The organism is Stenotrophomonas sp. SORGH_AS_0321 (genome assembly GCF_031453215.1).
Taxonomy (GTDB): domain Bacteria; phylum Pseudomonadota; class Gammaproteobacteria; order Xanthomonadales; family Xanthomonadaceae; genus Stenotrophomonas; species Stenotrophomonas chelatiphaga.
This window is the reverse complement of sequence record NZ_JAVIZG010000001.1, coordinates 3,798,842-3,811,704: the sequence shown is the minus strand read 5'-3', so window position 1 is coordinate 3,811,704 and position 12,863 is coordinate 3,798,842. Positions and strand designations below refer to the sequence as shown.

15 protein-coding genes are annotated in these 12,863 nt (G+C 65.6%); 9 read left to right on the top strand and 6 right to left on the bottom strand.

From position 1 onward, the window contains the following. Positions 1-48: 48 nt before the first annotated feature. Entirely contained in the window at positions 49-501 is a 453-nt protein-coding gene (locus tag QE373_RS17195; RefSeq protein WP_309688864.1) for a roadblock/LC7 domain-containing protein, read from the bottom strand. A gap of 271 nt (positions 502-772) precedes the next feature. On the opposite strand from QE373_RS17195, the gene rocF reads away from it, so the two are divergent. The 4 genes from rocF (at position 773) to QE373_RS17175 (ending at position 2,600) form a co-directional block, all read left to right on the top strand. Then, the gene (gene rocF, locus QE373_RS17190; RefSeq protein WP_309688862.1) at positions 773-1,690 is read left to right on the top strand and encodes an arginase; all 918 of its coding nucleotides are present in this window, start codon (positions 773-775) and stop codon (positions 1,688-1,690) included. A gap of 142 nt (positions 1,691-1,832) precedes the next feature. After that, complete coding sequence (locus tag QE373_RS17185; RefSeq protein ID WP_309688859.1) at positions 1,833-1,985, top strand: entericidin A/B family lipoprotein; 153 nt, start codon at positions 1,833-1,835, stop codon at positions 1,983-1,985. A 66-nt stretch (positions 1,986-2,051) separates the two neighbouring features. Continuing rightward, positions 2,052-2,189: an entericidin A/B family lipoprotein gene (locus tag QE373_RS17180; RefSeq protein WP_057507544.1), complete on the top strand. Its 138-nt coding sequence runs from the start codon at positions 2,052-2,054 to the stop codon at positions 2,187-2,189. A 189-nt stretch (positions 2,190-2,378) separates the two neighbouring features. Continuing rightward, positions 2,379-2,600, top strand: coding sequence for a CsbD family protein (locus QE373_RS17175; RefSeq protein WP_309688853.1), 222 nt, complete (start codon positions 2,379-2,381; stop codon positions 2,598-2,600). A 65-nt stretch (positions 2,601-2,665) separates the two neighbouring features. On the opposite strand, the gene QE373_RS17170 is transcribed toward QE373_RS17175, so the two are convergent. Further along, the gene (locus QE373_RS17170; RefSeq protein ID WP_309688851.1) at positions 2,666-3,502 is read right to left on the bottom strand and encodes a hypothetical protein; all 837 of its coding nucleotides are present in this window, start codon (positions 3,500-3,502) and stop codon (positions 2,666-2,668) included. Between the two features lie 111 nt (positions 3,503-3,613). Here QE373_RS17170 and QE373_RS17165 point away from each other — a divergent pair, with 111 nt between their 5' ends. The 4 genes from QE373_RS17165 (at position 3,614) to QE373_RS17150 (ending at position 8,095) form a co-directional block, all read left to right on the top strand. Then, positions 3,614-4,903: a tryptophan--tRNA ligase gene (locus QE373_RS17165; protein ID WP_309688849.1), complete on the top strand. Its 1,290-nt coding sequence runs from the start codon at positions 3,614-3,616 to the stop codon at positions 4,901-4,903. A gap of 139 nt (positions 4,904-5,042) precedes the next feature. After that, entirely contained in the window at positions 5,043-5,345 is a 303-nt protein-coding gene (locus QE373_RS17160) for a hypothetical protein (RefSeq protein ID WP_057507540.1), read from the top strand. 88 nt (positions 5,346-5,433) lie between these two features. Next, the gene (locus QE373_RS17155) at positions 5,434-6,366 is read left to right on the top strand and encodes an MBL fold metallo-hydrolase (RefSeq protein ID WP_309688846.1); all 933 of its coding nucleotides are present in this window, start codon (positions 5,434-5,436) and stop codon (positions 6,364-6,366) included. Positions 6,367-6,442: 76 nt separating this feature from the next. Then, positions 6,443-8,095: a M28 family metallopeptidase gene (locus QE373_RS17150; RefSeq protein WP_057507538.1), complete on the top strand. Its 1,653-nt coding sequence runs from the start codon at positions 6,443-6,445 to the stop codon at positions 8,093-8,095. A gap of 105 nt (positions 8,096-8,200) precedes the next feature. Here the strand turns inward: QE373_RS17150 and QE373_RS17145 are convergent, their stop codons facing one another. The 4 genes from QE373_RS17145 to QE373_RS17130 all read right to left on the bottom strand — a co-directional run bounded on the left by QE373_RS17145 (position 8,201) and on the right by QE373_RS17130 (position 11,650). Then, positions 8,201-9,469: a uracil-xanthine permease family protein gene (locus QE373_RS17145; protein WP_309688843.1), complete on the bottom strand. Its 1,269-nt coding sequence runs from the start codon at positions 9,467-9,469 to the stop codon at positions 8,201-8,203. A 356-nt stretch (positions 9,470-9,825) separates the two neighbouring features. After that, positions 9,826-10,644 (bottom strand): hypothetical protein, encoded by an 819-nt coding sequence (locus QE373_RS17140; protein ID WP_309688840.1) that lies wholly within the window; start codon positions 10,642-10,644, stop codon positions 9,826-9,828. Then, positions 10,641-11,369 (bottom strand): ATP-binding cassette domain-containing protein, encoded by a 729-nt coding sequence (locus QE373_RS17135; RefSeq protein ID WP_309688837.1) that lies wholly within the window; start codon positions 11,367-11,369, stop codon positions 10,641-10,643. Before QE373_RS17135 ends, QE373_RS17140 begins: the two co-directional genes overlap by 4 nt. Positions 11,370-11,425: 56 nt before the next feature. Then, positions 11,426-11,650 carry a hypothetical protein gene (locus tag QE373_RS17130; protein WP_309688834.1) on the bottom strand — a complete coding sequence of 75 codons (225 nt, stop codon included), beginning with the start codon at positions 11,648-11,650 and terminating at the stop codon, positions 11,426-11,428. A gap of 311 nt (positions 11,651-11,961) precedes the next feature. On the opposite strand from QE373_RS17130, the gene yedA reads away from it, so the two are divergent. Beyond that, a complete protein-coding gene (gene yedA, locus QE373_RS17125) occupies positions 11,962-12,861 on the top strand; it encodes a drug/metabolite exporter YedA (protein WP_057507536.1) in 900 nt (299 codons plus the stop codon). Positions 12,862-12,863: the final 2 nt, after the last annotated feature.

Below are 12,863 nucleotides of genomic sequence, written 5' to 3'. Positions count from 1 at the left end.
GAAACAGGCCAGCAAGGCCTGCGAGGTAGAAGAACCGGGGTAATACGATCAGGCGGCGGGGCTGCGCAGCGCGGTTTCCAGCTTGGCGGCGCATTCGCGTGCGTGGAACAGCAGCACGGCCAGGTTGACCTCCACCGCCGCGACGGCGGTGAGCGTCATCGGCTTGTCCGCATTGACCCGGATCAGCACGACGTTGCCCTGGCGGGTGCACACGGTGGCGTGTTCGGCTTCGCTGAGTGACAACTCGCGCGACACCGTTTCGCCCAGCGTGAGGAAGGAGTTGGCCATCGCGGCCAGCCGACGACCGTCCACGCCCAGCACCGAATCCTCCGCTACCGCGCGGCCATCGGCGGTGGACAGCAGCAGCAGGGTCAGGCCCGGCTCGCGCTCGCGTGCCTGGCGGAAGATGTCTTCGATGCGGGATGCATCGTAAAGATGCCGCGCCGGAAGGCTTTCGCCGGTCGCGCTGCGAACGATCTGGTTGATGGCACTGCGCTGCACTGGTTTCCCCCTGGAACCTGGATCGATACGATCCATGGCGATGCTTTTTATCAACCGCGGAGGGTTGAAAGTGTGAACCGTAGCACAGTATATCTGACCGGTTTTGTAATGGATCTTCACCTTCCGCGCGCGCCAACGCTTTGACGCGCCTGCAATTCCTGCGGACCCGAACGGTGGGCGGAATGCGTCGGGCACCGCGCCTGCTGCAGCGCCGCGAGTACAGCGTGGGCGCGCTGGCTAGACTGTTTCTTTTGTCCTGAACGAGGTTTCCATGTCGCATCTTTCCGTCTCGCTGATTGGCGTGCCTACGGATATCGGGGCCGGCGATCGCGGTGCACGCCTGGGGCCGGAAGCCCTGCGCATTGCCGGCCTGGCCGAAGCGCTGAGCGCCCGCGGCGTGGACGTGCGTGACGTCGGCAATCTGGACGGGCCGCGTAATCCCTGGACCGCACCGGTGCACGGCTACCGCCACCTGGACGAAGTGGTGGAGTGGAACCGGGTGCTGATGGAAGCCAGCCTGTCCGAACTGCGCGCCGGACGCATGCCGATCATGCTCGGCGGCGATCATTGCCTGGGTGTCGGGTCGGTGACGGCGGTGGCGCGCTGGTGCCGCGAACAGGGCAAGGACCTGCGCGTGCTGTGGCTGGACGCGCATTCGGATTTCAACACCAGCGAGATCACCCCGTCCGGCAACGTGCACGGCATGCCGGTGGCGTGCCTGTGCGGGCTGGGACCGGATGCGCTGACCCGGCTCGGCGGCGATGCGCCGGCGATCCTGCCCTCCCAGGTGCGCCAGATCGGCATCCGTTCGGTGGACCCGGAAGAGAAGCGGCTGATCAAGACCCATCGGGTGGATGTGTATGACATGCGCTACATCGACGAGGCCGGCATGAAGCGGACGATGGAGGCCGCGCTGGACGGGATCGACGCCAACACCCACCTGCACGTGAGCTTCGACGTCGATTTCCTCGACCCCAGCATCGCCCCGGGCGTGGGCACCACGGTACCGGGCGGGGTGAACTACCGCGAGGCCCAGCTGGTGATGGAGATGATCGCCGACAGCGGGCGCATGGGCTCGCTGGACATCGTCGAGCTCAACCCGCTGCTGGATGACCACAACGCCACCGCGAAGCTGGCGGTGGACCTGGTGGAGAGCCTGTTCGGCAAGTCCACGCTGATGCGCGATTGAGGCCCGGCTGCGGCGTCCGGCAGGCGCCGCATGAACCGATCCGCTGCTCGTTCACACTCGCTCCACGCGACGCGCGCCAGATTGCACTTCACGCGGCACGCCCGGGTCGTTCCGGACGCCGTGACCTGAGAAGGAGAAGTCGATGAAACGCATTCTTTCCGTACTGCTGCTGGCGCTGTGTACTGCTGGTTCGCTGACTGCCTGCAATACCGTTGCCGGTGCCGGCAAGGACATGCAGGGGGCTGGCGAGGCCGTCCACGATACGGCGCAGGACTGCAAAAACGGCAAGTGCTGATCAACGGCTTTTCCGCCGTCTGCACCGCCGCCGCGGTGGTTTCTTAAATCAAACTGGAGAGTCCCTATGAAGCGTGTAATTTCCCTGATGCTGCTGTCGATGTTCTCGGTCGCCATGCTGGCCGGCTGCAATACCGTTGCCGGTGCCGGCAAGGACGTGCAGGGTGCTGGCGAGAAGGTCGAAGACGCCGCCCGCAAGAACTGATCCGCGCAAGCAGCTCAGTAATGAAGAGGCCGGGATTTCCCGGCCTTTTTTTGTTTTACGCGTGGCAACGGCATCCGTTCAACGAAGTGAGCACGTGCTTCATCTCTGCTTGACTGCTGCTCAACGTTCGATGGCGCAATCTGCAGGTGCGGTAACACATGACGTACTTCACCCAAGAGGCCAACGCACATGAACAAAGACATCATTTCCGGCAAGTGGACCCAGCTCAAGGGCAAGGCCCAGGTGCAGTGGGGCAAGCTGACCGATGACGACTTCGATGTTGCCGAAGGCAACGCAGAATACCTGGCCGGCCGCGTGCAGGAACGTTACGGCATCGCCCGCGACGAAGCGGACAAGCAGGTCAAGGAATTCGATTCCTCGCTGCGCAAGGACTACCCGGACTTCAAGTAAGTCGGGCGGTTGGAACCGGTAGAAAAACGGGCCTTCGCGGCCCGTTTTTTTTGCGTGATCCAGGCTCAGCGGCGCGGCGGGTCGGGCACGTACTGATCGGGGAACGCCTGCGGCTCGCGTTCGGCCGTAGGCGCGGGACGATCAAGAACGATCCCGCGCGCGCGCAGGTTGCGTGCGCTGTCATAACGCAGTTGTACTACTTGGACGGGATCGATCGTGGCGCGTTCGAAGGCGGTGTTGCGAACCGATGAGGCCTCGCGTTCGCCATGTCCGGTGCCCAGCCGTTGCGCCGGCGCCTGCGCGGATTCGGCCATCACCCGTGACGCACTGCTGGCGGCATCCTGGGTCGCGGCAGGGGCAGGGGCAGGGGCAGGGGCAGGCGCGGCGCGGCGCAGTGGCGCGGCCGGCCGATGCTCCCAGCGCACGGCATCGCGTTCGTTGAACACCGCGATGCCGACCACGCCCAGGTTGTCCCCGCGCCCGGTGCGTTCGGCATAGCTGTCGCGCGGGCTGCTGAAGACGAACTGCGCCACTTCATCGTTGGACTTCCGCCAGCCGGTGATGTCGGTGGTCTGCCACGGGTTGAGCACGTAGCCGGTCTGGGCGGGCGTGGCCTGTTCGCCACTGATGGCGTTGATGCCATCCACCGACAGCACCACCAGCACGCGCTGCGGGCTGGCGTTGCGCAGGCGAACGCCGTAGCGGTGCCCGCGTTCGCCCGGGGTCCAGCGTTGGCCGTCGTGCGCGTACTGCGGCAGCAGCCCGCCGCTATCGCGGTCCAGCAGGGTCAGGAACACCGGTCCACTCGCGATCCGCGAGGGTTGCGGGGTGATCATCGGCGGTGCCGGCTTGAAGCCGGCCAGCAGGGCAACGCTCAACAGGGGCAGCAACAGGCGCTTCATCCGGGTTCTCCGCGGCGGGGTCATCAGCGCAAACGCCCGAACGGGGCCGACGGGGTTGCGCCAGCAAGGGTAAACTGGCGCCGTTCACCGAAGGTTTCCCGTCGAGCAGTCATGACCACCCGAGTCCTTACCGGCATCACCCCCTCCGGCACCCCGCACCTGGGCAACTATGTCGGCGCCATCCGCCCCGCCATCGCCGCCAGCCGTGCGCAGGGCATCGAGAGCTTCTTCTTCCTGGCCGACCTGCACAGCCTGATCAAGGCGCAGGAGCCGGCGCGCACCCAGCGTTCCACGCTGGAGATCGCCGCCAGCTGGCTGGCCTGCGGGCTGGATCCGGAACAGGTGTGGTTCTACCGGCAGAGCGACATCCCGGAAACCAACGAGCTGATGTGGTTCCTGACCGTGGTCGCCAGCAAGGGCATCCTCAACCGTGCGCATGCCTACAAGGCGGCCATCGACAAGAACGAGACCGAGGGGCTGGACCCGGACGCCGGCGTCAGCGCAGGGTTGTTCATGTACCCGGTGCTGATGGCCGCCGACATCCTGATCTTCAAGGCCAACCGCGTGCCGGTGGGCCGTGACCAGATCCAGCACATCGAGATGGCACGCGACTTCGCCCAGCGCTTCAACCACGTCTACGGCAAGGAGTACTTCCCGCTGCCGGAAGTGGTGATCGACGAACAGGTCGCTACGCTGGCGGGCCTGGATGGCCGCAAGATGAGCAAGAGCTACAGCAACACCATTCCGTTGTTCGCTCCGCGCGAAGCGCTGAAGAAGCTGGTGTTCTCCATCCTGACCGACTCGCGTGCGCCGGGTGAGCCGAAGGACACCGAAGGCTCGGCCCTGTTCCAGATGTACCAGGCGTTTGCCACGCCGGAACAGACCGCCGGCTTTGCCAAGGCCTTCGCCGAGGGCATCAGCTGGGGTGATGCCAAGCAGCAGTTGTTCGAGCGCATCGATGCCGAACTGTCGCCGCTGCGCGAGCGGTACGAAGCGCTGATGGCCGAACCGGAGAAGATCGAAGCGCTGCTGCGGCGTCGCGGCCAGCAGTTGCGCGAGCAGTACGCCGTGCCGCTGCTGAAGGAACTGCGCCATGCAGTGGGCCTGCGCGACCTGGCCGACGTGCCCAGAGCGGCGGCCGCCGAGCTGGCCCGCAGCGCGCCGCCGGTGTTCAAGCAGTACCGCGAAAAAGACGGCCGTTTCTACTTCAAGCTGACCGACGGCGAAGGCACGTTGCTGGTGCAGAGCACGGGCTTTGATTCGCCGCGCGACGCCGGCCAGCTGATCGCCGTGCTGAAGCAGGCCGAGCAGGGCGACGCCCTGCAGAGCGAACTGTTCACGCTGGAAGCTGAAGTGGCTGCCGTGCTGGCCGCCCTGGCAACCCTGCGCGACGCCGGGTAACGCCCGAGTCGGGGGTCAGAGTCAGGGGTCAGAGTCAGGGGTCAGAGTCCGGGGTCAGAGTCAGGGGTCAGAGTACTTTTCGTCTGCGTGAAAGTACTCTGACCCCCGACTCTGACCCCTCTCAACCGAGGATCTGCCGATGGCCTGGTTGTCGCTGCTGCTGTTCCTGCCCTGGTTCGTGCTGCTCGGCGGGCTGTTCTGGTGGTACCCGCGCCAGCCGCGTTGCGCGCGACGGCGTGCCTTCGACACGGCGGCGCTGCTGCTGGCCCTGGTGCTGAGCGTGCTGTCCATGCACTGGGGGTTCCAGCTGGGCAGGGCGCAGTCCGATGCCGGCCCGATCTGGCCGCAGGTGCTGGCCGTGCTGTATGCCTATGGCGCGTTCCTGGCGGTGATGGTCACCGCGCTGCTGCTGCGCCCGCACTGGCTGCTGCGCAGGTCCTGACGCGGGCCTCCGACCAAAGCCGCATCGAACGCACGCGTCCGCGCGCCTACCATGGCCGTCTGTTCCTGATCCTGCCAGGTGCGCGTCGATGACCGCCGATCCCAGCATCCACACCATCGATACCGGATTCCAGCGCGCCGACTTCGACGCAGCCTACCTGGTGGTGGAAAACGGCCGTGCCGCCTTCATCGACTGCGGCACCTCGCTGGCGGTGCCGGCGATGCTGCAGGCCCTGGCCAATGCCGGGCTGCAGCCGCAGGCGGTGGACTGGCTGCTGCTGACCCACGTGCACCTGGATCACGCCGGTGGCGCCGGCACGCTGATGCAGCACCTGCCCAATGCGCGCGCGGTACTGCATCCGCGCGGTGCGCCGCACATGATCGATCCGACGCGACTGATCGCCGGTGCCACGGCGGTGTATGGCGAGGAGGAAATCGCACGCAGCTACGGCCGCATCGAGCCGATCCCGGCCGAGCGCGTGGTGGTGGCCGAAGACGGCCAGCGCATCGACCTGGCCGGGCGTGAGTTGGTGCTGATGCATACGCCCGGCCATGCGCAGCACCATTACTGCGTGTGGGACGCGCGCAGCCGCAGCTGGTTCACCGGCGATACCTTCGGCCTGTCCTACCGGGAACTGGACAGCGCGCAGGGCGCCTTCATCATCCCCACGTCCTCGCCGGTGCAGTTCGATCCCGAGCCGTTGAAGGATTCCATCCGCCGGATGCTGGCTTACCAGCCCGTGGCGATGTACCTGACCCACTACGGTCGCGTGGACGCGGTGGAAGCGCGCGCCGAAGACCTGCTCGAGCAGATCGATGCGATGGTGGCGATCGGGCGCCAGTGCGACGGCCGCCCGGACCGTCATCGCCATCTACGTGCGGCTTTGCGCGCGCTGTACCTGGAGCGCGCGCTGGCCCACGGCTGCGCGCTGGACCAGGACGCGGTCGCCAGCGTGTTGGCGATGGACATCGAGCTCAATGCACAGGGGCTGGCCTGCTGGCTGGACCGCGGACGGCGCTGATCATTCCGCGTCATCGCGCTGTCACGTACACTCGGGACATCCCTGCTTCCTTGTCCCCCGGTGATCCGTGAACCCGATGCGCGTGCTGTTGTTGTCGTCCTGCCTGTTCGTCGGTGGCCTTGCGCATGCGGCCAATGATCTTCCCGGTGGCGGCATCGATCCGCAGGCGCTGTCGCGCCACGTGCGCGTGCTGGCCTCGGATGAGTTCGAAGGCCGTGCGCCGGCCAGCGAAGGCGAAGAACGCACGGTGCAGTACCTGATCGAGCAGTTCCGCAGCTACGGCCTGCAGCCGGGCGGCGTGGACGGCAGCTGGGTGCAGCCGGTGCCGCTGGTGCGTGCACAGCTGGATGGTGCGGCCACGGCAACGCTGACGCTGAAGGGCGGCAAGCGCACCCTCGCCAACGGCGGCGACGTGACCCTGCAGAGCCTGCAGCCGCGCGCACGGGTACAGATCAAGGATGCCCCGCTGGTGTTCATCGGCTACGGCATCGATGCGCCAGAGCGCAACTGGGACGATTACAAGGGCATCGATCTGCGCGGCAAGATCGCCGTGGTGCTGATCAACGACGCCGACTTCGAAACCGATGCGCCCGGTGCCTTCGATGGCAAGGCGGTGACCTATTACGGCCGTTGGACCTACAAGTTCGAAGAGGCCGCGCGGCGCGGTGCCGAAGGCGTGCTGATCGTGCACGAGACCGCGCCGGCCGCCTATGGCTGGGCCACGGTGAAAAGCTCGGGCACCTCGCCGCTGTTCGACATCCAGCGCAGCCAGGATGAAGCCATGGCCCAGCACACGCCGCTGCGCGGCTGGATGCAGCGTTCGCTGGCCGAAGCGATCTTCGCCGATGCCGGCCTGGATTTCGAGGCGGAAAAGCGCAAGGCGCAGCGTGCCGATTTCAAGCCGGTGGCCTTGGACAACGCCCGGTTGAGCGCGGCATTCAAGCTGAAACGCGAAGAAGTGGTCACCCGCAACGTGGTGGCCAAGCTGCCCGGCGGCACGCACGGCGACGAGGCGGTGATCTTCTCCGCGCACTGGGACGCCTTCGGCATCGGCGAGCCCGATGCGAAAGGGGACCGCGTGCGCCGCGGCGCCATCGACAACGCCACCGGCGTGGCCACCGTGCTGGAACTGGGCCGCGTATTCGCTGCCGGTCCGCAGCCACAGCGTTCGCTGTATTTCGTCGCGCTGACCGCCGAGGAGAAGGGCCTGCTGGGCGCAAGCTACTATGCAAAACACCCGCTGGCACCGCTGGAAAAAACCGCTGCGGTGCTGAACATCGAGATGTTCAGCCCGGATGGCGCGACCCGTGACATCGCCTCGTGGGGCAAGGGCCGGGTATCGCTGGAAGGCGACCTGGAGCGCGTGGCCAAGGCGCGCGGCCGCGGCTACAGCCCGGATCCGAACCTGGAAGCGGGCTTCTTCTACCGTGCCGACCACTTCGCCTTCGCCCGGCTGGGCGTGCCGGCGATCACCATCGGCCCGGGGCTGGACAAGCTGGACGGCGGTATCGAAGCCGGCCGTGCGCTGCGCGAGAAGTACTTCAAGGACTGCTACCACCAGGCCTGCGATGCGTGGACCCCGAGCTGGGATCCTGCCGGCCATGCCGCCGACACGCTGCTGGTGTATGACCTCGGCCTGGAGCTGGCCAACGGCCGCAGCTGGCCGCAGTGGGAACAGGGCTCGGAGTTCCGCAAGGCACGCGACAGCAGCGAAGCGGCACGCCGCTGATCGCCTTGATGGCGTGATCGGGCGGGTGAGGACGTAAGCAGGTAGTGGCGTCCGTTGTGATCTGGTGGGGCACGACCGTTGGTCGTCACGCCGCTCCCCGCAGCCTCACACGACCGGCGGACCCGGCTGCTTCCAGTGGTCGTTGCCCGGCAGCAGCAGGTTCAGCGCGATCGCCACCACCGCGCACAACGCGATGCCCTTCAGGCCGAAGTCGTCCGGACCGGTGCCGCTGCCGACCAGCACGCCACCGATGCCGAACACCAGCGTCACCGACACGATCACCAGGTTGCGTGCTTCGCCCAGGTCGATCCGGTGGCGGATCAGGGTGTTCATGCCCACCGCGGCGATGGAGCCGAACAGCAGGCACAGGATGCCGCCCATGACCGGCACCGGGATGCTCTGCAGCAGCGCACCGAACTTGCCGATGAAGGCCAGGCTGATCGCAAAGATCGCCGCCCAGGTCATGATCTTCGGGTTGTAGTTCCTGGTCAGCATCACCGCGCCGGTGACTTCGGCATAGGTGGTGTTGGGCGGACCCCCGAACAGGCCTGCCGCGGTGGTTGCCACGCCATCGCCGAACAGGGTGCGGTGCAGGCCGGGCTTCTTCAGATAATCGCGGCCGGTGACGCTGCCGACGGCGATCACCCCGCCGATATGTTCGATGGCCGGCGCCAGCGCGACCGGCACGATGAACAGGATCGCCTGCCAGTTGAACGCCGGGGCAGTGAACTGCGGCAGGGCAAACCACGGCGCCGCGGCGATGCGGGCGACATCGACGACGCCGAACGCGAAGGACAGCCCGAAGCCCACCAGCACGCCGAACATGATCGGCAGCAGCTTGAACATGCCCCGGCCGAATACCGCCACCACCAGGGTGGTCAGCAGCGCCGGCATCGAAATCAGCATCGCGGTCTGGTACGGAATGAGCTGCGTGCCGTCGGCGTCCTTGCCCATCGCCATGTTGGCGGCGATCGGTGCCATCGCCAGCCCAATCGAGATGATCACCGGGCCGATCACCACCGGCGGCAGCAGCCGGTCGATGAAACCGGTGCCCTTGATCTTCACCGCCGCGCCCAGGAAGGTGTAGACGAAGCCGGCGGCCATCACCCCCCCCATGGTTTCCGCCAACCCGAACTGCTGCTTGGCGAGGATGATCGGGGTGATGAAGGCAAAGCTGGAGGCCAGGAACACCGGCACCTGGCGACCGGTCATCAGCTGGAACAGCAGCGTGCCCAGCCCGGCGGTGAACAGCGCCACGTTCGGGTCCAGCCCGGTGATCAGCGGCATCAGCACCAGCGCGCCAAAGGCCACGAAGAGCATCTGCGCGCCGGACAGCACCTGGCGCCAGAGCGGGTCGTTGAATTCATCCTGCATCGTCGCGAGTTCCTCGTTGGGCGCCGACAAGCCGGTCGTCGGCACGGGCGGGGAGGATGATATCGCTCGTCAGCTGCCCACGCTGGCATTCACATACGCCGACCGTGCCGACCGCCGTAGAAGCGCCAAGGCCAGCATCAGCACCGCCAAACCCAGGCAGAGCTCATGAACGGGGACGTAGCCCTGCATGATCCGGACTGGCATGCCGGTCATGGAGGTCAACGGGAACAACGACGCGAAGTAAAGGGCGGCCCCATCCGGGGAGCGGACGGCGCCAAGGCACAGGAGGATGGTTGTGAGGGGAAGCATGCCCAGCGTGTTCCGCAGGACTGAGTAAGGAGACCGGATCAACGAAGCTACCCATGCAAAGAGCCAGTTCCAGACCATGAGGCCGCGACGCAGTAAACCGCCAGCCACATCAGCTGGGGGCCATTCCGCCACATCTCGCGCCAGAGGTTCTTGTCCACCACACCCATGGACGCGGCTGCGAGTGCGCTGAAAAGGCCGTAGACCAGAATGGTCTTGATGCCATGCAGGGTGGCTGCGGCTACCTTTACCTCCAGCCAGTGTTCGGCAGGCATGGCACTGATGATCATCTCCGTCGCTTTTCCAAAGCGCTCGTTGAGCAGCCCGGTGAACAGCATGCCCTGTGCACCAAGCAGAGCCAGTGCGGAAAGGACGATGAATGCCACGGAGACACCCATGATCTTCGCCGACATGGGACGCGAGCCCGGCAGGACATAATTGGGCTCAAGCACCGCATCAGCGCCGATCGCGGCCCATTCCTGTGCCCCCAGGCCGTGTTCAGCTGCTCGTGCCTCGGTGGTTATCGCCGTCAGTTCCTGCCGAAGCGCAGGCAACCAGCTGACATGCTGGTGCAGTGCGATGCTGAAGTAGTCCCTGTGCCCGGAGATTATGGGGAGCAAGGATTCACCGCCATGCAGCGTTGCGGGTCCTTCAATGAAGGTGAATTTTCCACGGGTGCCCGCGGCTACTGCGTGGTCCGCTACCACGATCACCACGGGTTCGGATGTCTCCGTCTGGATCCATAGATCAGAAAGTATTCGAACGCCCGCGAGTGCACTCAGGAGCAGGATTGCGATGAGCTCTCCTTTGGGGTCGAAGTGACGCCGGAACTCGAAACTGACGAGCGCCATCAGATTTGTCCAGATCATGATCCTTCCTCTGCGGCAGAAGGTCCTGTCACTACGTCAAATGCCGCCCTGAGCCCGACCGGCTGGCCAGCGGAGTGGACCGTGCCTGCATCGACGAGTCGTCCTTGATCGAGAATCAGATTGCGGTCAGCGACCCGCTCAAGCGAATCGAGTTGATGGGCCGAAATCATGATTCCCGTACCGCGGGCAGCGAGCTCTGACAGCAGTTCGCAGACCATCGTCTGGGTTGCGGGATCCAACCCGGAGAGTGGTTCGTCCAACAGGAGGAAGTGAGGCTCGTGTACCAGGCAGGCTGCCAGCTGCAGCTTCTGCTGATTCCCTTTCGAAAGTTCGGAGACCTTGTCCTTCCTGCGATCCTGGAGTTGAAGGCGGTCCAGCCAATGCGTTGTTCTCAGCACTGCTTGACGATGTCCGAGGCCGCGAACCCTGCACCAGAAGGAGAGCAATGCATCGACCGCGCTTTCCTGGAACAGGCTGCGTTCCTCCGGCAGATAGCCTATATCGCTATGGGTCACGGGCCTGCTGAGCCCTCGCAGGCACATTCTGACTCCACCCGAGCTGGGCATCAGAAGGCCACACAACAACCGCAGCGTGGTGGACTTTCCTGCTCCGTTACGTCCGCTCAGTCCAACGATCTCTCCACTGCCAATGCGGAGATCTATTCCACCCAGCACGGTCCGGTCGCCGTAGCGCTTTTCTAGTCGGGTTGCATCAATTGTCCGCATGATCTGAACCTTTCCCGGTGGGCGCGGCAATCCTTGAGGCCAGGCGCCGCGCGGTCTCACGCATGAAGCAGCCATGGCCACGGTTCACCCGGCCCAGTAGCGAAGATGTTCAGGCTTACCGAAAAGCTGTCCGGCGGCAGCTGGGAGTGAATGTCCTTCAGTGCCCGGTAGAGCAGGATGCGATCAGGGTGCAGCGCCGAGCGGCCCCTGAAGAATGCTGTCCCGGGTTCATTTTCGTAGCCTAATACGGAGTCGTAGTCGTACTCGCAGTAGTCGCTCACATACCCGGGGCCGTGGTGACCGATCGTCAGGAAATTGAAGTTGTGGTCATGTGGAACGCCATAAAAATAGTCCTTGGAGGATCAATGGATGCCACGCATGCAGCTTCTGCCTCTGCAGCGCGGCAGTGTGCGCTGCCGATCACATGCTGCTTGTTTTCAATCGGCCGACACGTTTTCGATGAAGTGATCAACCCCCGTCCAGGGCCGGATCGGGATCCGCACGGCCAGCCGAAAACAGCATGCCGCCTCCCTGACTGCTCCGCAGCGACGCAAAGGCCTAGAATCCTCGTTCCCCCGCACCTTGGTGGCCCATGGCCGTCGTCCCTGATTCCTCCGCCGCGCCGCGTCCCGGTGCCGTCGCCCTGGCGTTGCTGCTGGTCTACGTGGTCTGGGGCTCGACCTACCTGGGCATCGCCAAGGCGCTGCAGGCGGGCGTGCTGCCGCTGACGTCGGTGTCCGGCGCGCGCTTCATCATCGCCGGCAGCCTGATGTACGCCGTGCTGCGGCTGTTCAGGAAAATGCCGCGGCCGACCCTGCGGCAGTGGCGCAACCTGACCATCATGGGCTTCACCATGCTGCTGCTGGGCAACGGCATGGTGGTGCTGGCCGAACGCGATGTGTCCTCCGGCCTGGCCGCCACCGCGGTGGCCTCGGTGCCGCTGTGGATGGCGCTGTTCTCGGCGGTGCGCGGCCAGCACGCCAGCCGTGGCGAGTGGCTGGGCATTGCCATCGGCTTCCTCGGCGTGGTCTGGCTCAACGCAGGCAGCAGCCTGGCGGCTTCGCCGACCGGACTGATCCTGCTGCTGGTGGCCCCGGTCGGCTGGGCATTCGGCTCGGTCTGGGTGCGGGGCCAGGACCTGCCGGGACCGTTCATGACCGCGGCCGGGCAGATGATCTGTGGCGGCGTGCTGCTGGTCATCACCGGGCTGGCAGTGGGCGAACGACCGACCGCGCTGCCCAGCCTGGATGGCCTGCTGGCGGTGGCCTACCTGTGCCTGTTCGGCTCGATCGTCGCCTTCACCGCCTACGTGTGGCTGCTGCACAACGTGCGTCCGGCGCTGGCCGGCAGCTATGCCTACGTCAATCCGGTGATCGCCGTGCTGCTGGGCGTGCTGCTCAATGGTGAACACTTCGGCTGGCGTGACCTGGTGGCGATGGCGGTGATCCTGGCTGGCGTGCTGGTGCTGGCGCTGGCGAGGACACGCAAGTGAGC